This window comes from Bradyrhizobium sp. USDA 3650 (assembly GCF_054057395.1).
The window spans coordinates 7350134-7369747 of the sequence record NZ_JBSRZG010000001.1 but is presented as its reverse complement, the minus strand read 5'-3'; the positions used below and the strand labels follow the sequence as shown (position 1 = coordinate 7369747).

Genomic DNA, 19614 nt, shown 5'->3' with positions numbered 1-19614 from the left:
CACGGCTTCATTTCAACATGTCATGCGACCGGACAACATCGTTCGCTGCGAGCGCGCCCTTTTGCATCCACGTCTTTGCTGTTCATGCGTGAATTGGCTTCGTTTTGTCGGGATTATACCGGTCAGCCTCGTCCCGTCCCCGCCCTAAGCGCGTGAGAACAAGAGCCATTCCTGCCGCTAAAACGAGCAAGATTGTTGCTGCAGAAAGGACTGGCCTTCATCCGCGATTGGAGCGTTACTGATTCGACTGGGCGCCACCTTCGATCGTAGCGCCGGTATCTCGCCTCGCGGAAGCGGGGCTTCAGGCAGTGCGGCATGTAAAGCCGCTTGTTTTTGCGTAGGAGATACCGGTGACAACAGTTCAATCAAACGGCGCTGATGCGCCCAATCACATTATCAGATTTAACCCCAATGACCGCCGCCACTTCATCGGCGGCTCGGATGCGCGTGTCATCATGGGCGACGATCAGGACAAGCTCATTCGCCTGTGGCACGAGAAAAGTGGAGAGGTCGCACCAGAAGATCTCTCGGATAATCTCATCGTCCAGCTCGGCACGATAACAGAAGTCCTCAACCGCGCCTGGTACCAGCGCTCGACCGGACAAACCATTTCGGACATCCAGAAGCGCGTTCGGCATCCCGTGCACAAATGGATGGCGGCAACACTCGATGGCATGGTCGAGCAGACTGGAGCGGTGTTCGAGGCCAAGTTCATGCTGCCCTGGGCGTTCACGGAGGAGGCCGCCGCCGAAAAGCACATGGCCCAACTGCAGCATAATATGTGGGTGGTCGCCGCTCGCTCGTCCGTACTCTCGATCATCACCGGCGGTGGCAAATGGGTTGAGATCAAAATCCACGCCGATCCGCTCTATCAGCATTTGCTCCTCACGGCCGAGAAGAAGTTTTGGCGCTGCGTTCAGAGTGGCGAACCGCCTCTGCTCTTCAACATCGAAAACGCCGCGACCAAGGCTGGAGGCCGTTAAGGTCGTCGATATGTCTTCGTCCAATGCCTGGGGCGAGTTCGCAGCAACCTATCTCCGCACCAAGGACGCCCACGGGGAGCACGAGCTCTCCAAAGCTGAGTTGAAGAAGCTCGTGCCCGACGATGCCAAGGAGGCAAGCGGGCACGGGATCAAGGCCAAGCGCTCCAAGTCCGGCGCCATCAGCTTCGACGCTCTCGCCTTGGAGGCTTCCGATGCATCAATCCAGTGAGCGGATCGGGGCGATCGCGGGTGCCCTCGCCCGGGCGCAGGCCGAGCTAACCAACCCGGAAAAGACCCTCACCGCGATCATCCGCTCCCCCTTCCCGCGAGAGGACGACCGGACCTTCCGCTACGCCTCCTTGGCCTCGGGCCTGGACATCGTCCGCAAGACGCTAAGCCAGCAGGAGATTGCAACCGTCCAGACTACACGGATCGACCCCGCGAGCGGGCAGGTGCATCTCACGACCCTGTTGGCCCATGCCTCCGGCGAATGGATTTCCTCCGATTGGCCGGTCTGCGCCGCAAAGGAGGTTGAAGCCCCCCATCGTATGGGCGCCTCGTTGACCTATGCCCGCCGATATGCCCTGTTCGCTCTTGTTGGAATTGCCGGTGAGGACGATCTGGATGCGCCCGATGCGGTCGCTGGCCCTCAGAGTGCCATCCAACGTCAAGCCGCTCCAGCTGCCCAGCGGAGGACGTCCAAGGGCACTTTGAACCGCCCTGCGGTTCTATCAACGGAACGCTCGGCCGAGTTATTGGACCGGCTTTTGAACGAGCTTGCCGTTCTGGATGCCGGCGACGGCCTACTCGCATGGGCCAGGACGAGCCTCCCTCTCAAGAACACCCTACTAGAGGCGGACGCTCACGTTCTAGAAGCTGCCTTCCAGATGAGGTTCGAGCAAGCTGTTGTCAGCGAACGCGAACAGCAGGCGAATGCAGGATCCTGTATCGGGACCGACAGGGACCATCCACAGATCCTCAACAGTGACGACCGCCAAGGTACCGACGCTAAAACCGACAACTCGCAATTAGTCGGCCTCGCGTTTCCGAAAGAGTTGCCACGGAAGAGAAGCAAAGGCCACCTCGCGTTCGTTCGCAGTCAGGGGTGCCTGGTCTGTAACAGGAGTCCTTCGGATGCACATCACCTGAAGTTCGCGCAATCACGCACGCTGGGACGCAAGGTCAGCGATGAATTCACTGTTCCACTCTGCCGGTCACATCACCAAGCCCTCCACCGACACGGCGACGAGAAGGCGTGGTGGGCGAACCTACAGATCGCACCGCTATCAATTGCAAAGGAGCTATGGATTGTCAGTCCGGTCCATCCGACGGACGCAGCAAACATCACCTTGCCTGTGCCCGCCCCCATTTCCTGAGACGCCTCGGCGATGAACGCTGAACTTGAACAACTTCAGACGCAGACTGTGGCTGCGATGCCAACCGAGATAGAGGCCATGCGCCCGCCGCCCCAGCTTCTTCCGGGAGAGAGTATCGACCACTATCATAACCTTCAGGCCGCGGTCTTGCGCGATATCAATCCTCGATCAGCAATTGAGTGGCTCCTGGCTTTCGACATCGCCGAATTGTCTTGGGAGATGCTGCGGTATCGCGTTTTGCGCAACAGGCTTCTCAGCACCTACCGGCAAAAGGCGATCGAAACAATGCTTCGTCGTGTGGACGTAGCCGGCATCGCGCCCGCCCTGCAAGACCTTGCCGAGATCTACACCATAAAGAACGCCCTGGATTGGCGACTCGACCCATCCGCTGCGCTCGACATCGAAGCCCGACTCGGAACTCAAGGTTACGACCAATACGCCATCAGCATGGAGGTCTACGTTCAAGCACGTGAGACCCTTCCCCTATTCGATTCTCTGTTGAACGGAGCACAACTTCGCCGCCTGCTGTTGTTGAAGGAGCTAAACAATCTGCGCCGAACTAGGGTGGATGTTAGGGTTGCCGCCGAGCGCCAGCGCCGATCGAAATCTACTGGGTTGGCGCGAACTCCAGGCAGATGAGGCCTGACCTTAATCCAGTTTGAAGTTCGATCTGACCCAAGACGAGGTCCAGAGCATGAAGCGCAAGCGGTTTGCGGAAGAACATATCATCGGGGTTTTGAAGGAGCACGAAGCGGTGGTTCCGGTCGCCGATCTCTGCGGCAGCATGGTGTCAGAGAGGCCAACATCCACATGGTGTCAATCGGCGTTCGACTGGGACCCCCTATCGGCATCCAAAAGGGACCCCTTTGATCGGCGTGCTCTGCTGGTAGCGCTCGGGTCGTCGGAGCTGGTCGGGGTTGCGGAGACGGCGCGAGCGCGGGTTGTTTGAACATCGTCGCGGCTTTTGAATCGCCAGCTGTCGTTGCCGGTCTCGACGATGTCGCAGTGATGGGTCAATCGGTCGAGTAGCGCGGTGGTCATTTTGGCGTCGCCGAACACGCTCGGCCATTCGCCGAACGCAAGATTGGTGGTGACAATGATGGAGGTGCGCTCGTAGAGCCGGCTGATGAGATGGAACAGGAGCTGACCGCCGGATTGTGCGAACGGCAGATAGCCCAGCTCGTCGAGAACGATGAAGTCCATGCGGGTCAGATGCTCGGCGAGCCGTCCCTGCCGACCGTTGCGGGTCTCGGTCTCGAGCCGGTTGACGAGGTCGACGACGTTGTAGAAGCGTCCTCTGGCGCCATCGCGGATGCAACTTCTGGCGATGGCAATGGCCAGGTGTGTTTTGCCTGTGCCGGTGCCGCCAACCAGCACGACGTTGCGTTGTTGGGCGATGAAGCCGCCGCCAGCGAGATCATTGACGAGAGTCTGATTGATCGGCGTGCCGTCGAACTGGAAGTCGGCGATGTCCTTGGCGAGCGGCAGCTTGGCAATGGTGAGCTGGTATTTGATCGACCTGGCTTGCTTCTCGTTGATCTCGGCGTTGAGCAGGTCGCCGACAATGCGTTGAGGCTCGTGCTGGCGCTTGACGGCAGTTGCCATGATCTCGTCGAAGGCAGCCTTCATGCCGTAGAGCTTAAGTTCGCCCATGAGGTCGAAGATTTGGGTTCGTTCCATCAGATGGTCCTCCGGAGGTTGTCGTAGCGGGCACAATCGGCGATCGGTGCATGACGGAGCGTCAGTGCGGCCGGCGTCATGATGTTGGCCGGTGGGGCGGGTTCACGTTGACGGGCCATATTGAGAACGACATCGGCGGAATGGACGCTGTGACTGAGCGCTTCGGCACAAGCCGCTTCCACCGCGGACAGACCGTCAGTCAGCACCGCGTTGAGGATGTCGACCATCTGCCGATTGCCATCGTCGATGCTGGCCAGCTTGCGCCGGATCCGCTCGATCGCGGCCGGCAGCACCCAGTCTTTGAAGGGAGCACCGTTGCGCAAGGCGCCGGGTTTGCGGGCGAGCACCGGCACATAATGCCAGGGGTCGTAGACGGTATCGCCGCGGCCAAAGGATCGCGGGTGCTCGGCAACAATACGTCCATCCTGACGGATCACGATGCGATCGGCATAGGCTTGAACCTCGACCGGTCGTCCGACTGCACTGGCTGCGACCGAGTACTTGTTGTTATCGAAGCGCACCAGGCAGGTCTTCGAGACCGATGCCGTCACCGCATGGAAGCCGTCGAAGCGGCCGGCATAGGGAACGAGTTTGGGGCGTTCGGCTTCGAACACGTCCCAGATCGTCTGATCGGCCAGCTCCGGATGGCGATGAGCCTTGGCGTAGGCGATGCACTTGTCGAGCAGCCAGGCGTTTAACTCGTCGAGGTTTTTGAACCGCAGCCGCGGCGTGAAGAAGCGCTCCCGGACCAGCCCAACCTGGTTCTCGACCTGCCCCTTCTCCCAGCCCGACGCTGGCGTACAGGCGACCGGATCGACCAGATAGTGGCTGCACATCTGCAGGAAGCGGCGATTGTAGAGACGGCCTTTACCGACGAAGATCGTCTCTACGGCGGTCTTCATGTTGTCGTAGATGCCGCGGCTGCAGGTGCCCTTGAACAGGGCGAACGCCCGGTCGTGGGCGTCGAACACCATCTCCTGCGTCTCCCGCGGATAGGCCCGCACGAACAGCATGCGGCTGTGACAGAGCCGGACATGGGCAGCCTTCACCATCACCGTGGTGCCGCTCAGCAGGACGACCTCGTGGCTCCAGTCGAACTGGTAGGCTTCGCCTGGTGCAAAGCTCAGCGGCACATACGCCGACGCTGTCGAGCTGCCGCGTTCCTTGCTCCACCGTCGTGCGTATCGACGAACCGCATCATAGCCGCCGGCATAACCGAGGCCGCGAAGCTCTTCGAATAGCCGGATCAGCGTCAGCCGTTCCCGCGCCGCCTTGCTCTCATTCCCTGCCAGCAACCGGTCAAGCTCGGCACTCCAGGGACCCATCTTCGGGAGCGGCTGCGTCTCGCGCTCATACCGGAACTCCGTCGCTTGAGAACGAATGACCTTGCGAACCACCTTCCGCGATACGCCAAGTTCTCGGCAGATCGCCTTGATCGGACGACCATCAACAAAGTAGGCGCGACGGATCTTACCAATCGTCTCCACCACCAGCATCCCAACCTCGGCTTCCATGACTCGATGGAAGCCACTGTGGACCCTTATCCCGGGGTCCCGATTGGATGCGATCACCCCGAAAACGGGGTCCTTATTCCATGCCGAAACACACACATGGAAGGCCGGGTTCGCAGGATGGTCGTCTCGGAGGCCAAGCGACTGCGGTCGCTGGAGGACGAGAACACGAAGCTGAAGCGCGTTCTCACGCCATCTTGGACAATGCGGCGCTGAAGGATCCCCGACCACCTTGAAGCCGGCGCCCCTTTGCGCCGCACCCAGCTCGCTAACGGGTGGCGGCCGTGAAAGACGGCATCATGAGCGCGATTCGCTCAAAGATCCGCGCGTTTTGAATCAAAAGATTAGGTTATCTCAAACCGCCAAACCTCACGTGCGGCACTGGATCGCCGGTCGCCTAGCCGGCCTTTACAAGAAACTGCTTTTTCTTCCCAACGAAATCCCACTGAAACAGACTAGGTCGATGCTGGCCGGATCGAAACCCGGCGTACGAACATGCCAGCCCTGATGAACCTGATCTGGCGGCGCGTTGCCTACACGATGCTGATCGGCATGCGGTCCAAGTTAGTTAGGCAATGACCGAGGAGGTCGCGCGAGTGCGAGCGGCAGCGAGTCCGAAACAGGAACGAAATTGAACCTTCTGATCTTATTCCCGCGCACGGAGGATACAGTGATGACTGCAACGATTGTTTTGGTTCTATTGGGGATTGTCGGTATTGACGTCGCACTCGGGTACGCTTTGGCCCGCTGGAACATCGATCTTTGATGGATATCCGGGAGCCGAAAGAGGCCGCAGCTAGTACTGCGCCAATAGTTCGGCGTAAATGCCCAAGATTGCGGCCGTGAAATAGACGTAGACACACCACATCATCCATGTGCGGGGAATGAGCTTAGCTCCTTTGGGCGACGCGACATCCAATATCTAAGCTACCCAGGGGCGCCGCGCCAGTGTGAGCGCGGGCGTTTGTTGCGGGGCCAAATCCCGATTCAGTGTAGCAGTTCGGCAACAGCACTTAGCGCGGAGCGCTGCTAAAGCACGCCGGCAATTCGCGGAGTTGAGCATGTCAATCGATCGCAAACAGACAGTCGAATGGAACGGCGAGACCTTGACTGGGTGGATGGCCATCAATGGAACGCCAAAGAAAGTCTCGGCAGATCGTGCAACGATCCACGCTCAAGCTCCCGGGTTCAGTGATGCGTTAAGTAGGGAAATCGACCGGCACCGGGTCGAGATTTTCGAGAAGCTGCTGCCTTACTTCCGGCGGCACGGCTAGCTCCCAGAAGATTTAGCCCACCGGGTCGGGCAAAGAAAACCCGCCGACCTTGTGAGCGAGCGGGAGTGGGTCGCAAGATATTAGATGGGTGGGCACCCGATCTCTTTGGAATCAGACATATCATGATCGCCCGCCAGCGTGAACCGGCGGCCTCAGTGTGTGGGAGCTTCGCCTATAGTCTCAGATTACCTGCTGACTCCTTTCCGCGATCGCTCACGATTTCGTAGCTCACCTTTGCACCTTCCGCCAAACTACTGAACCCGGCCTTCTCCACCGCTGAAATGTGCACGAAGACGTCCTTACCGCCGCCGTCGGGCTGAATGAAGCCATAGCCTTTGCTCGCGTTGAACCATTTCACAATACCTGTCGCCACGGACGTCTCTCCTGAAAAATGAACGTCATAACATGACAGAAGCTGAGAAAAACGGAAAGCCAGCATCTCACGATTCTAATGCACTTTTATTCTCGGCGTTGACGGCATCTCAGACTTCAACGCGCTGCACTCCCGAAAGCACGACTAGGAGGCGCAGCTCTACGCCTTCGACGTGCTGGCGCTGGCCGGTGACGATCTTCGCGACCTGCCGCTCCACCCGCGCAAGGCCAACCTCCAGAGACTGCTAGCGCGACGGCCGGACGGGATCACCGTGGCGCCGTTTGCGCGGGGCGAGATCGGTCCTGACCTGTACGATGCCGCTTGCCGCATGGGCTTGGAGGGGCTGGTCTCCAAACACTGCGATCGGCCGTACCGCGGCGGCCGACAGAAACATTGGGTCAAGGTCAAGAACCGGAGCCATCCGGCGATGACACGCTTGATGGAGGCCTCCAGATCAGAGAGCTTGGTCAGGATTTTGATCGCCGAGGGATGCGGAGCACTGATTCGAGACGCCCGGGGCATGTTGGGTTGATGAGCGGTGCCGAACTGAATCAGCTAGTAGTCCGCCGAAACCGATCGTATATCGTGCGACGATATCCCACCGCGCGAAATCGATAAGTGATGCGTTACACCCTTTGTTGTGCTTGCTCCTGACTGCCTGCTCTTCAATGTGGGCCGACACGTCGGGGCCCGTGCCGGAGTTACAGCCAGTGCAGGCACCCACCCAGGAAGCGATAAAAGAGGGCGTTCAGATTGCCGCCAAAGCAGCAAAGCTATCTACGCCGGTTGAGGTCTCAGCCCTACGGAAGGCTGACAACGGACCAGGAGATTACTTTGTCTGCCTGAGAGAGGCGAGCCCGTTGCCTGACCAGCCACGCCCGACGTATTCCGTGTTCTTCGATGACGGGTACAAGGACTTTAGAATGTCCGTCATTCTAGAAAAGTGCGAGCAGCAGTCGTATTCGGCGACCAACTGAGACCTGAGGACGGAGGCTCGCCGGCAGTCCCTATGGCTCGCCCTGTCCGACGCCACACGCCTACCCACGTCCTCTAATATCGAGCCGCCGCGCTTGGTGTGCGCCGAATGCGGCAACCGAGGGGCTCAGGTCAGACCGGATTGTAGCACCGGCAATCCGCCGCAGTTTGCGGGATCTAACGCGGCTTCGCCAGCCGCGGTCGCGCTTTCGCTCAGCCTAAAACGATACTTTCAACTCTTATGTTCGCTTGTCTGATATCGAGCCACGCTTCGTTTGCGGCGGATGCGGCAATCGAAGGGCTGACGTCAGGCTGGATTTCAGCAGTGGCAGGCCGCCTCAATTTGCGGCCTCGAGCGCCCGTTGGCTACCCATAGATCTCAGGCTCGAGTGAGTTGTTGGGCAGAAGACACCACCCCGGCAACAAGGCGAATGGCCAAGGCACCGTCTGATGTGTGCTGATAACCCGGCGCGGTGGAGGCGTTGTCAGCAAGCTGCTGCCGTTTTTCGACATGCCCGACCATTAACGCCGGATCTGGTGCCATCCTCCGCGCCCGGTTTCACCTTGACAAGCTTTGAGCATTACCGAGCGCGGCGGTATCGCCCGGGCACCTTACGCCTGAGGCGGCAAATTGGCAGAAATACGCACTTGCTTCACCGCCTTGAATTACCTTCGTAGGCGAAACTATCGTGCCGATCATCGCCGCCAAAAGCGGAAGAAAAAGACCGACAGTCGTGGCAGCAGTTGCAGTTATGAAACCTGCAGCAATTGCAGATTGCTCTTTCATATCGACTCCCTGAAATCGGCCAGCCGGATCACCCGCGTGCTGTGACCTTCGAAACGGTTTGCTAGATTTCCGGGTCTCCAGGCGATAGAAGGTAAAGTCTCATGGTTAAATAATTGCTTACAGCTCCCCCTTAGACTAATCAGGTAAACGACCTTGGTCAGCATTCCCAATCGGCGCGAGGATGGACGTCTCAGAGGCCAAGCGACTGCGGTCGCTGGAGGACGAGAACACGAAGCTGAAGCGGCTTCTGGCTGACGCCACGTTGGACAATGCGGCGCTGAAGGATCTCCTGGGAAAGAAGTGGTGACGCTCGCAAGGAAGCGGAAAGCTGTCGCTCATCTGGTGGATGCCCGTAGGATGACCGAACGGCGGGCGTGTAAAGTCATGGGCTGCTGCCGTATGACGATGAGATACCGGATGACCCGTGCCGACGATATCGGTCTTCGCCAGCGCATGAGGGCGATCGCCCAGCAGCGCCGCCGCTTCGCTACCGGCTGCATGTTCTGCTCAGGCGGAGGGGTATCTGGTCAACCACAAGAAGCTCTTCCGGCTCTATCGGAAGAGAAGCTAACGTGCGTCGCCCAGCATGGTGGTCAGCGACAACGGCAGCGAGCTCACCAGCAACGCGATTCTCGCATGGGCCGACCAGGGCCGTGTCGCGTGGCACGACATCGCGCCGGGCAAACCCATACAGAACGCCTTCATCGAGAGCTTCAAAGGTCGGCTGCGGGATGAGTTTTTGAACGAGACGCTGTTCACGTCATTGGCCCAAGCCCGCGTCGCGCTTGGATGCTGGCGGGCCGACTACAACGATACGCGACCCCACTCGCAGCTCGGATGGAGAACCCCGTCCGAGTTCGCGATGACCTGTCACTCACCGCCCAGCAGGCAAATCCAACGGCAAGGACGAACTCAGAACTGGATAAAACCTAGGGGCAAGGTCACTCTTAAGGTCTGCGCTGATCTTCAATCACTGGCTCAATTCTGCCTTAACCGGACGCAACATTTCAGGCTGCTTGGTCAACCGAGACTTAGCTCCTGTTCTCGCTCCGACAGCCTAAGATGGGAGCACCGCGATCTCGAGGAGCCCACGGCTAACGCGCGCAAAAAGCAAGGAAAAACCGTACCAATCTGCTTTTTGCAACCTGGTGCGCGGCGCTCGGTTGTTCTCTTGCGGAACGAACAGCTCCGTCATTCTCGTTCCGCTCTCCGGTAGCACAGTCGCACACAGGCCGATGTTCGTGGCAAATACACGCTAGCGATCCATCGCCATTAAGAATGGTCATAATGCAATTCCCGACCAATAAACCCATCACTGGACGCAATGTCCCTCGCAACACTGCAGGACGAACGCGGCCTCAGCTTGGAACTATAAGCTAAGGCACTCTGTGTCTAGACAGGTGGACCACGGAACCTGGCGGTCCCACACAACTTGCTTTCGGGGCCCGACCTTGCGATGGTCCGTGCGGCGAGAACGGCAGATTCTCGCAATCTTGAGCTGCCCCTCTGTTGCAATTATGGCGACGGGCAAGAGCGGCGGAGGCGGCTAAATTGAAGGCGTACGATGCGAACTTTTGAACCATGCTGGATGAATGCTGTCCCGCTGGCAGTTAACTGAGTCATGCAACGGATATCCCAACTCACTCGACGCAACATTTTTATTGCGCTGCACGATCTGCTAGCCACCGGCTTAGCACTATTCGGCGCGGTCTATCTTCGATTCGAAGGGCGTGATGGTTTTTCTGCAAGCCTGCCCCTGCTGCTTGAAATCCTTCCTTACTTCCTGACTTTGACGGCGGTTGTTTGCCTCAGCTTCGGACTAACTGCAACGAAGTGGCGGTTCTTTTCCCTACCGGACGCCATCAATGTCGTGCAAGTATCTACCGTTCTCACCGTAGCTCTCCTCGCTGTTGATTACATACTTGTGGCCCCCAATGTACTAGGCACATACTTCATCGGTAAGATAACTCTGGTACTATTCTGGTTTCTTGAAGTTTTCTTTCTCAGTTTTCTACGAGTCGCTTACCGTTATTTTCGCTATACGCGAGTTCGTCGGCATGCACGGATTGGCAAAGCCACGCCAACGCTTTTGATCGGCCGTGCCGCGGATGCCGAAGTTGTCCTACGTGGGATCGAGAGCGGAGCAATAAAAGGCATCTGGCCGGCCGCCATCCTTTCGCCCTCAAACACCGATCAAGGACAATTAGTTCGCGGTTTGCCAGTCCTAGGCAATACAGAAGACCTCGAGGAGGTCACGAACGATTTTGCGCTGCGTAAGAAGCCGATCGGACGCATTGTCATGACGCCTTCGGCCTTTGAAGCGGAGGCGCAGCCAGAGGCGACTATTATGCGAGCTCGCCGCCTCGGCTTGATAGTCAACCGACTGCCTTCGCTGGAGAGCGGAGACGTACCGCGTCTTACGAACGTTGCTGTCGAAGATTTACTGCTCCGCTCTAGCGCGCAGGTTGATTACACCTCTCTGGAGAAGACAATAGCTGGCACCTCTGTTATTGTTACAGGCGGGGGAGGCTCGATTGGTTCGCAGATATGCGAGCGGGTTTTAGCATTCGGGGCCGCGCGGCTGTTAATCGTCGAAAATTCCGAACCGGCTCTGTACGCGGTTTCGGAAGCTCTGGAAGCTCTCCATAGCGGTGCTACTATCGAGGGACGCGTCGCTGATATCCGTGACCGCGAGCGCATGATGCAGCTGATGGCTGCGTTCAAGCCTGATCTTGTCTTTCATGCCGCGGCATTAAAACATGTCCCTATCCTCGAACGCGACCCTGGTGAAGGCGTTAAAACCAACATTTTTGGGTCGATCAATGTGGCTGATGCAGCTGTTGCGGCCGGCGCCAAGGCAATGGTGATGGTTTCTACCGACAAAGCCATTGAGCCGGTTTCAATGCTGGGCATGACCAAGCGCTTCGCTGAAATGTATTGTCAGGCGCTCGATCATGAGCTGGCCCTAGAAGAACACCCCGGAAGACTGCCTACACGGCTTATATCTGTCAGATTCGGTAATGTTCTGGCCTCGAATGGATCAGTTGTGCCGAAATTCAAAGCGCAAATTGAGGCAGGCGGCCCCGTCACGGTTACGCATCCTGACATGGTAAGATATTTTATGACGATTCGAGAGGCCTGCGATCTCGTCGCCACAGCGGCCGCACATGCGCTCCTTACAAAGCGATCGAAGGTTTCGGTTTACGTACTGAACATGGGCCGACCGGTTAGGATCTTGGACCTTGCCGAACGCATGATCAGTCTCTCAGGCCTTCAGCCGGGCCGCGATATTGAGATTATCTTTACTGGTATGCGTCCTGGGGAACGCCTGAACGAGATCTTGTTTGCTTCCGAAGAACCCGCGGTCGAAATAGGGATAGCGGGTGTCTTGGCCGCTAAACCGAACCAACCTCCTATGCATGAGTTGCGCAAGTGGATCACGTTGCTCAGGCGGGCGATTGAGCAGGATGACTCGCTGACGCTTCGGACCGTCCTCACGGCAGCCGTACCGGAGTTTAATCGTCTAGATAGTCGCATTGCCTCACCGGAAGTTCGTCCTTCGGAATAAAGAAGCTCGCCGGTAGACTGACGGGATTGTCGGTAACGGAAAGGTCGATGCCTTGGCAAATAGATAGCCCGCGACTATTGAGCGGCTCGACGCGATCGACGATGCAAGGAGTAGGTACAGGCCAACTCGATCGCGCCAAATCGAGCTGATCCGACCCTGTTTGTGGTCTTGGTCCAATGAGATCTTACGACCCGGGCCGACATCACATCAGCATTGGTACGCCTTTGAAAGCGCTGCGGCGGCAGAAGCTCGATAGGGCAGAGCGCCCTTTTCCTTAGCGCGTTCGAATGCCTCAAACGCTTACGGGAGGGTAGAGAGTTTGGACAACTTCGTTCATGCCCGGCGGCGGAAAGGCCGGCAGCGGCTTGTCCCGGCGCGACACGTCGATCAGCTTTGGATCCGCGCCGTTCGTCGCGAGGATTCGATGAACGCCGTCCAGCGCCAGCGGCTTGTTAGCGATCGCGATGATGGTCAGGAGGATCAGCTCTAGATTCAGGACCAGGCTGCGCTTTTCAACATAGAAAAGGCCAAGACGACTTTTCCATGGACGAATGATCTGCTCGTAAAGCAGGTCAGGATCGGAAGAACCGCGCAAGATCTCACCTTCATCGGAGAATACGATCGAAGCGAGATCGGTAATTCCAGGTCGCACAGTCAACAGCTTTTTCTCGTCCGAGCTGTAACCACCAACGGCTTGGAGAACGTTCGGACGGGGGCCAACGAGGCTCATGTCTCCCTTCAGCACGTTCCAAAGCTGCGTGATTTCGTCAAGCTTATATCGTCGGATTAAATGCCCGACACGCGTGATCCGCATGTCAGTATTGGAGGTCGAAGCAACGCCGGTGCGATCGGCATTCTTGACCATCGAACGCAGCTTGACCATCTCGAAAGCCCGCCCGCCGCGTCCGGCACGTTCGGCGACGTAGAACGGAGAAGAGCCATCTTGCCACCAAACCGCTATCATCGCCGCCAGAATGACAGGCGAAAAGACGATCAGGCCGATCAGCGAGAGAACGATGTCGCATGCGCGCATCGAGACGGAATACATGACCTCCAACCGGCCTCTCTGGCCGCTCCCTAACCAAATAACTCGCGAACTGCCTCACAAATCGCCGACGCATCGACCTTGTAGTAATTGCGCAGAAACTGCTGATCTCCGACTACTGCGGAATATACACCGGCCAAACCCAGACGTCTGAATTTGACACCGATTCCAGTCTCGACGCAGACTTCGGCCACCGCACCGCCCAGTCCACCACTCACTTGATTTTCCTCGACGGTGACAATCGCCTTCGTCGTCGCGATAGCATCACGAATTTCTTCAGCGTCAACAGGGGTCAATGTGTGCATGCTCACGACCCTCGCAGAGATATTCTGTTTCGACAATTCATCGGCTGCGCCAAGTGCATCGGCCACAACGCCGCCCGCGCCGATAATCGTCACGTCTCGCCCCTCGCGTACACGCCGCGCTTTCCCAAGCTTGTAGGGAATGCCCGAGACGGATGTATCGATTGGAACCTGCTTTTCGATACGGAGATAGCCGACGCCCGGCGCAGCAACAAGGGCACGCACGGCGTGGCGGGTTTCGAACCGGTCGCAAGGCGCGACTACAGTCACCCCCGGAAGCGCGCGCATGATCGAGATATCCTCGGTCGCGTGGTGCGACATACCGAGATTCCCATAGGTGAATCCACCACCGCTGCATATAACGTTAACGTTTGCGCCGTGATAAGCCGCATCGTTCCGGATCTGCTCAAGACAGCGAAGCGTGGAGAAATTGCCAATGGAATAAGCGAATATCTTCCAACCATCCAGCGCAAGACCAGTACTGATCCCGATCATATTTTGCTCAGCAACGCCGACATTAATAAAACGATCCGGAAACCGCGCGATAAATTCGTCGAAGATACCAAAGCCGAGATCGGCAGTCACGAGCATGACGCGCTCGTCCTCTCCAGCAAGCTCAACTAACGTATCAATAAAGCCGTCTCTCATGGCTAGGGGCGCGCCCTTTCAAGCTCCGCTACCGCGGCCACATACTCGTCACCCTGCGGGGTGCGATAGTGCCAAAGCACGGAATTTTCCATAAAACTAACGCCGCGTCCCTTGATTGTGTGGGCGATGAGAAGGCTCGGCTTGCCGCTCTCGAACGGGACACGGGCAAGCTGGCGCACCAGTGCCGCGTGATCGTGACCGTCGATCTCCTCCACGGCCCAGTTGCAGGCCACCAGTTTGTCTCGCAGCGGCTCGAGCCGCAGCGTATCGTCGACTGAACGCAGACTCTGGAGCTTGTTGTAGTCCACGATCGCGACGAGATTGTCGAGCTTGTGATGCGCCGCGAACAGGAACGCTTCCCAGTTCGAACCTTCATCGCATTCGCCGTCGCTCATTAAAACGAAGGCACGATGCGATGCCTTGCGCTTCTTTGCGCTCAGCGCCATTCCGGTTGCGACCGACAGCCCGTGCCCCAGAGAACCGGTCGAGAGTTCTATTCCCGGAATGCCTTTGTGCGAGATGTGGCCCGATAAAAGCGAACCGTTGATGCAGTATTTCTTCAGCTCTTCGGTCGAAAAGAACTGCATCTCGGCCAGCGCTGCGTAGAGAGCGCAACCCGCGTGGCCTTTGCTCAGTACAAAACGGTCGCGTGCAGGGTCACTTGGATTGAGCGGATCGACGGACAGAATGGAATCGTACAGCACCGCAACGATATCGGAGATCGAAAAAATCGAGCCGATGTGAGATGTCTTTGCGCGATTGACCATATCGACGGCATGACGGCGAATTCGCCACGCAAGCTCAGCCGAGGACTCCCAGCGATTAGCCTGTTCGGGATGTGTGCTAGCGATCATGGTCCGAAGGTCCTCAGTATCGCGCCGCCGAGCCTTGACAGCCGGACTAGTCTATTACCGCATAAGCAATATAGGGATCGAAGGAAAGACGCCTCAACTGCAGCTTCTGGCGCTGACAGAATTCAACCATGGCCAGCGTCTCGCCTGGCCACAGTGGATTGTCCAGTTCGTCGAACGCTATGATGGCCCCCTTCGGCATTCGTGGAACGAAACTTTCCAACGCTACCTTAGTCCCCTCGTATAGATCGAAGTCGAGGAACAGCAGCGATACCACAAGGTGCGGATGCTCGTTAACGAACTGCGGGATGGTTTTGGCGCCATCGCCCTTGATCAGCTTGACCTTTGGGATGTGTCCGATGAAGCGCGTGGAATCGTGAATCGCACTGAGTTGCATGATTTCGTCGTAGCTGTCGGCGGCGAGATCACCTGCCTTCACATGTTTGCTGGCATCCGCGATATCCTTCGAGTCGAGATCGGGAAATCCGCCGAAAGTATCGAAGCCGTAGATTCTGCGCGTCAGATTGACCGGCTCCATGATGGCCGAAAGCTTGGCCCAGGTCATGATTCCGAACCCCTGATGCACGCCACATTCGATAATCGAGCCCTTGACCTCAACGACTTGCTTGAAAATCTCGTAAAGTGCGAGGAAACGAGTCAGGTTCTGCCGCCGGACATACTTCGGGAAGTTCTCGATCTTCTTTTCCCACGGCAGCGCATTGGCTTCGAACAACAGCTTGTTGCCCGCAGCCTCGTGCTGCTCCGCCTCGGTACGAAAGCCGCCGGCCACCGCGGGCTCGTTGTGAGTCATATTAAGCTCTCGAATACAGGATCAGCGTTCAGGCGTTCCACGCCGATAGAATTCTGCAATGGCGCTGCTGATATATGCCACGGCCTCGTCATCCACTGACACATTCATGGGCAAAAGCAAATACCGTTGTGTCATGCTCTCGGTGTACGGCACATTGCCGCTGAGCCCCAGCTTCTCGAACTGGTGAATGGTATAGCCGCCCCACTGGATGATTGTGCCGACGCCCCGGTCCTGAAGATACGCCTTAAGTTCGTCGCGATCTTCCGCCTCGATCTCGTAGTTCTGGAAAATGTCATAATGGTCCGGCTCGGAATCAGGAGGCGGCGGCAGCCTGAGTTTCTCGATAGTCTTGAGACGCTCGTGATATTGCCGCGCAATCGAGCGGCGACGTTCGACTTCCTTGTCGTAGTAGCGGAATTTGACGTTGAGAAGTGCAGCCTGAATGTTGTCGAGCCGCGAATTATAGCCCCAGGCCTCGACCTTGCCGGATTTTCCGCGGCCATGATCGCGCAGCATACGGGCGTTATCTGCGATGGAATCGTCGTCCGTGATGATGGCACCGCCATCTCCGAAGCAGCCGAGCGTCTTCGACGGGTAGAACGAAAAAGCCCCCATTGCGCCGAACCGGCCGGCCTGTTTACCTCGGAATTTCGCACCCAAGGCCTGGCAACTGTCCTCAATAACCTTGAGGCCATGTTTCGCCGCAACTTCGCAAATCGCGTCCATGTTGGCCACGCGACCATTCAGCTGGACCGGCATGATCGCGCTAGTTCGGTTCGTGATCGCCTTCTCTGCGGAGGCCACGTCCATCAGGTGATCCGGGCCGCAGTCGACGAGAACAGGTACCGCACCCGCGTGATGTGCCGCAGCCGCGCTTGCCACGAAGGTATGCGACGGCACCAGAACTTCATCCCCCGGCCGGATCCCGGCAGACCTAAGCCCGATCAAGAGCGCCATCGTTCCGTCGGCGACTCCGATCGCATGCTTCGCGCCGGTATATTCGGCGAGCGTCCTCTCGAAGTCATCCAGATCCTTCTGCATAATGAAGGCGCCGCGCCCGCTCGCATTCCGAAATGCCTCGACGAACTCGGCCTCATAAAGACGGAACAGTGCCGGATAGTCAAAAAACGGTATCTTCTTCATTTGTGATCCGTGCCGAGGCACACTCCTGACATTCAATGACGCTGGGCTGCGCAGTAGACTACCCTGTGCCGCCGGTCGGGAACGCCAGCCGGAATTGGCACCGCCCGCTCATATTCGATCATCCCTTCGCTAATTTCGATCGGCATGCGTACAAGGGAGCCGAACACGATCCGCTTCAAGAACTTCTTCCCGTTCATCGTCTTCGGCATCAAATTCAAGCCCACAACCGCTCTCTTCACTGGAACCAGCGCCCGCTGCCATAGAGGCGCGGCTTCATAGGTCCAGTAGCCGAAAAAGGTTGTCGTAAACGCGTCCGGATCGAACAAGCGGCCGAGTTCCTGTACGCCATGGTAGGTGTGCGAATAGGGGCTCGGATTGAAATCCGGCATGTCTTTATTAGAATTCGTAACCAGGACATAGCCGCCTGAGCGAAGCACGCGGCGGCATTCAGCAACGAACGCTGAAGGGTCCGGCAAGTAGTACAGCGCTTCGAAAATAACGATCACGTCGAGCGAGTTGTCCCCGAAAGGCAGCGCCTGTGCGTCGATCACTTGGGTCGGAACCCGGCGGCCATAATGGGCAGTCACCCGTGCCACCAATGTGGGATTGATATCGCCAGCATAGATAGTTCGGGCCCGCTGCGCCAGGTAGCCCAGCCCGAAACCGCTACCGCAAGCGACTTCCAACACATCCTTCTCTTCGCAATATGCTGCCGCCCAATAATAGCGATGACAAGCGCTCGCAACCTGCTGTCGAGTCACCTCATCGCCAGCAAGTTCCGTGATCGTGCTGAAATCCGCAGCCGTTTGCATGCGACTATCAAATCAACTGTTGTTCGAATGGGTTACAGGGTGCGGGGCAGCGACGACACCAGCGCCCTACGCGTCTTAAAGCAACTGTCCCCGATTTGCAACAAGCCCAATTCCGGCGACTTTTGGTAATATGCAGAGATCATTGCGCTTTCACCGCGAGTGCCATATGGCTCCCACAGATTGATCTCCGGATCCGAGATGGAATCAGAACGCGCTCCATGACACTTCACTCGCTCCCTGGGTACGCGCATGGCGCGTTCTGGAAAGTTCTCGCGCTTCTGGCAAAGGCGGCATTCGTCTTCCTAATCATTCCGCGGTTAGCAGATGGCGTTTTCGGTGGATATAGCCTCGCCTCGACTATTACGATGCTTGTGGCAGTCGGGTTGTCCCTCGGGGCACTCGATGCGCTTCCGGTGTTCACGCGCGGCCGGAAGGCTATCGAGCGGAGCTTGGCCCCGCTCTTTCATATGGTCCTGATCGCTGCAGGCCTTTGTCTCGCGGCTTATGCGATTGTAGGCGGCATCGTGTCGATCGCTGCTGCTGTGGCGGCCGCCAATCTCAGCTACTTGATCTTATCGGGCATCCTGCGTTCAAGCCGGCCCCATTACTATGAACTGCTGATTAACTTGCCCATTCCTCTTTTCGTTGGACTTTGCGCATTTCTTCTGGCTCCCGATCTCGAACGACTCCTTTTGCAGTTTGCATTGGCACACCTGGCGGTTGTGATTGCGATTGGCGCCTGCGGCGGCCTTCTATCCCCAAGCAGCCATAGGCAACGCATCTACTCGATCTCGATCGCGCGTCGCCTGCTGAAGACGGGCAACATCAAGAGCGTGTCGGCGATCCTCCTTCTCGTTGACTTTAGAGCTCTGATTTTGGTGCCCGGGATCCTGTTTGCCACCGTGCCCGCCGACACGCTGGCCATGGCCCTCACGCTAGCGGAGGCTGTTTGGCAGCTTGGCATGGTCGTTGTGAACCGAAATTATTCGCTCTACTGCAAGGGGGTGGGAACTCTTAGAGATTCGGTCAGGACTGCCTGTTTGCTCCTTACCTGTTTTGTCCTTTTAGGATGTGCGTTCATCTTGCTCCCGATACCGTTCACCATCCGCCGCTTCGACTGGCACTTGATCGGCTGGGCGCTTCTGTTTTTCGCTGCAATGATTAGTCTGCTAGAATTACGTTACTTTTTTTGGTCTCGCGGCCAGTACGACTATCAAATTGTGCTGGCGCAAGTTGTGATCGCGAGCGTTCAGGTTGTCGTTGTCGCAACTCTGCCGGAACAATTCTGGCTTCCTGCCTCAGCTCTGATGGCTCTGGCGGGAACCGTGGCATTGTTGGCTCACCTCCTGCGAACCAAACTTGGCCTCTCAACACCAGCGGGGTCTCCAAAAACCACCCATTGCTAGTCTCACCTACTCCTGTTGACCCGTCTAACTTTTGTGTGCGATTTGAAAGCACCCTTGCAGAAGTGATTT

15 protein-coding genes and 4 pseudogenes are annotated in these 19614 nt (G+C 57.5%); 9 read left to right on the top strand and 10 right to left on the bottom strand.

Annotated features, from left to right (window positions below; genetic code table 11):
• Positions 1-455 precede the first annotated feature (455 nt).
• The 3 genes and pseudogenes from ACVIN2_RS34660 to ACVIN2_RS34650 all read left to right on the top strand — a co-directional run bounded on the left by ACVIN2_RS34660 (position 456) and on the right by ACVIN2_RS34650 (position 2998).
• Positions 456-1212 (top strand): annotated as a pseudogene (locus ACVIN2_RS34660) (YqaJ viral recombinase family protein).
• Positions 1196-2359 (top strand): ERF family protein, encoded by a 1164-nt coding sequence (locus ACVIN2_RS34655; protein ID WP_456769044.1) that lies wholly within the window; start codon positions 1196-1198, stop codon positions 2357-2359. Before ACVIN2_RS34660 ends, ACVIN2_RS34655 begins: the two are co-directional and overlap by 17 nt.
• A 12-nt stretch (positions 2360-2371) precedes the next feature.
• On the top strand, positions 2372-2998 hold the full coding sequence (locus tag ACVIN2_RS34650; protein ID WP_456769043.1) for a hypothetical protein: 627 nt from the start codon (positions 2372-2374) through the stop codon (positions 2996-2998).
• A 177-nt stretch (positions 2999-3175) separates the two neighbouring features.
• Here the strand turns inward: ACVIN2_RS34650 and istB are convergent, their stop codons facing one another.
• Positions 3176-4039 carry an IS21-like element helper ATPase IstB gene (istB, locus tag ACVIN2_RS34645; RefSeq protein WP_166107168.1) on the bottom strand — a complete coding sequence of 288 codons (864 nt, stop codon included), beginning with the start codon at positions 4037-4039 and terminating at the stop codon, positions 3176-3178.
• Positions 4039-5535, bottom strand: coding sequence for an IS21 family transposase (gene istA / locus ACVIN2_RS34640; RefSeq protein WP_456769856.1), 1497 nt, complete (start codon positions 5533-5535; stop codon positions 4039-4041). The genes istB and istA overlap by 1 nt, the downstream gene beginning before the upstream one ends.
• Positions 5536-5614: 79 nt before the next feature.
• Between istA and ACVIN2_RS34635 the strand changes: the two are divergent.
• A pseudogene (locus ACVIN2_RS34635) lies at positions 5615-5771 on the top strand (IS3 family transposase); the annotation flags it as partial.
• An 840-nt stretch (positions 5772-6611) separates the two neighbouring features.
• Entirely contained in the window at positions 6612-6824 is a 213-nt protein-coding gene (locus ACVIN2_RS34630) for a hypothetical protein (protein WP_456769042.1), read from the top strand.
• Positions 6825-6996: 172 nt separating this feature from the next.
• Here the strand turns inward: ACVIN2_RS34630 and ACVIN2_RS34625 are convergent, their stop codons facing one another.
• Positions 6997-7197, bottom strand: a complete 201-nt coding sequence (locus ACVIN2_RS34625) for a cold-shock protein (protein ID WP_027519039.1) — start codon at positions 7195-7197, stop codon at positions 6997-6999.
• Positions 7198-7285: 88 nt separating this feature from the next.
• On the opposite strand from ACVIN2_RS34625, the pseudogene ACVIN2_RS34620 reads away from it, so the two are divergent.
• Positions 7286-7729, top strand: a pseudogene (locus tag ACVIN2_RS34620) (ATP-dependent DNA ligase); the annotation flags it as partial.
• 1002 nt (positions 7730-8731) lie between these two features.
• On the opposite strand, the gene ACVIN2_RS34615 reads toward ACVIN2_RS34620, so the two are convergent.
• The gene (locus ACVIN2_RS34615) at positions 8732-8959 is read right to left on the bottom strand and encodes a hypothetical protein (protein ID WP_156948988.1); all 228 of its coding nucleotides are present in this window, start codon (positions 8957-8959) and stop codon (positions 8732-8734) included.
• A gap of 181 nt (positions 8960-9140) precedes the next feature.
• Here ACVIN2_RS34615 and ACVIN2_RS34610 point away from each other — a divergent pair.
• Both ACVIN2_RS34610 and ACVIN2_RS34605 read left to right on the top strand, forming a co-directional pair.
• Positions 9141-9833 (top strand): annotated as a pseudogene (locus ACVIN2_RS34610) (integrase core domain-containing protein); the annotation flags it as partial.
• Between the two features lie 747 nt (positions 9834-10580).
• Complete coding sequence (locus ACVIN2_RS34605) at positions 10581-12527, top strand: SDR family NAD(P)-dependent oxidoreductase (protein ID WP_456769041.1); 1947 nt, start codon at positions 10581-10583, stop codon at positions 12525-12527.
• 292 nt (positions 12528-12819) lie between these two features.
• Here ACVIN2_RS34605 and ACVIN2_RS34600 read toward each other — a convergent pair whose 3' ends face one another.
• From ACVIN2_RS34600 to ACVIN2_RS34575, 6 genes are read right to left on the bottom strand one after another with little or no spacing between them, the layout of a single operon-like run.
• Positions 12820-13575, bottom strand: a complete 756-nt coding sequence (locus tag ACVIN2_RS34600; RefSeq protein ID WP_027519042.1) for a sugar transferase — start codon at positions 13573-13575, stop codon at positions 12820-12822.
• 29 nt (positions 13576-13604) lie between these two features.
• Positions 13605-14522 carry a transketolase family protein gene (locus tag ACVIN2_RS34595; RefSeq protein ID WP_456769040.1) on the bottom strand — a complete coding sequence of 306 codons (918 nt, stop codon included), beginning with the start codon at positions 14520-14522 and terminating at the stop codon, positions 13605-13607.
• A gap of 2 nt (positions 14523-14524) precedes the next feature.
• Entirely contained in the window at positions 14525-15376 is an 852-nt protein-coding gene (locus ACVIN2_RS34590) for a transketolase (RefSeq protein ID WP_456769039.1), read from the bottom strand.
• Between the two features lie 46 nt (positions 15377-15422).
• On the bottom strand, positions 15423-16184 hold the full coding sequence (locus ACVIN2_RS34585) for a TylF/MycF/NovP-related O-methyltransferase (RefSeq protein ID WP_027519045.1): 762 nt from the start codon (positions 16182-16184) through the stop codon (positions 15423-15425).
• 21 nt (positions 16185-16205) lie between these two features.
• A complete protein-coding gene (locus ACVIN2_RS34580) occupies positions 16206-17327 on the bottom strand; it encodes a DegT/DnrJ/EryC1/StrS family aminotransferase (RefSeq protein WP_456769038.1) in 1122 nt (373 codons plus the stop codon).
• A 32-nt stretch (positions 17328-17359) separates the two neighbouring features.
• The gene (locus ACVIN2_RS34575) at positions 17360-18139 is read right to left on the bottom strand and encodes a class I SAM-dependent methyltransferase (RefSeq protein WP_051448397.1); all 780 of its coding nucleotides are present in this window, start codon (positions 18137-18139) and stop codon (positions 17360-17362) included.
• A gap of 218 nt (positions 18140-18357) precedes the next feature.
• Between ACVIN2_RS34575 and ACVIN2_RS34570 the strand changes: the two genes are divergently transcribed.
• A complete protein-coding gene (locus ACVIN2_RS34570; protein WP_456769037.1) occupies positions 18358-19545 on the top strand; it encodes a hypothetical protein in 1188 nt (395 codons plus the stop codon).
• Positions 19546-19614 lie beyond the last annotated feature (69 nt).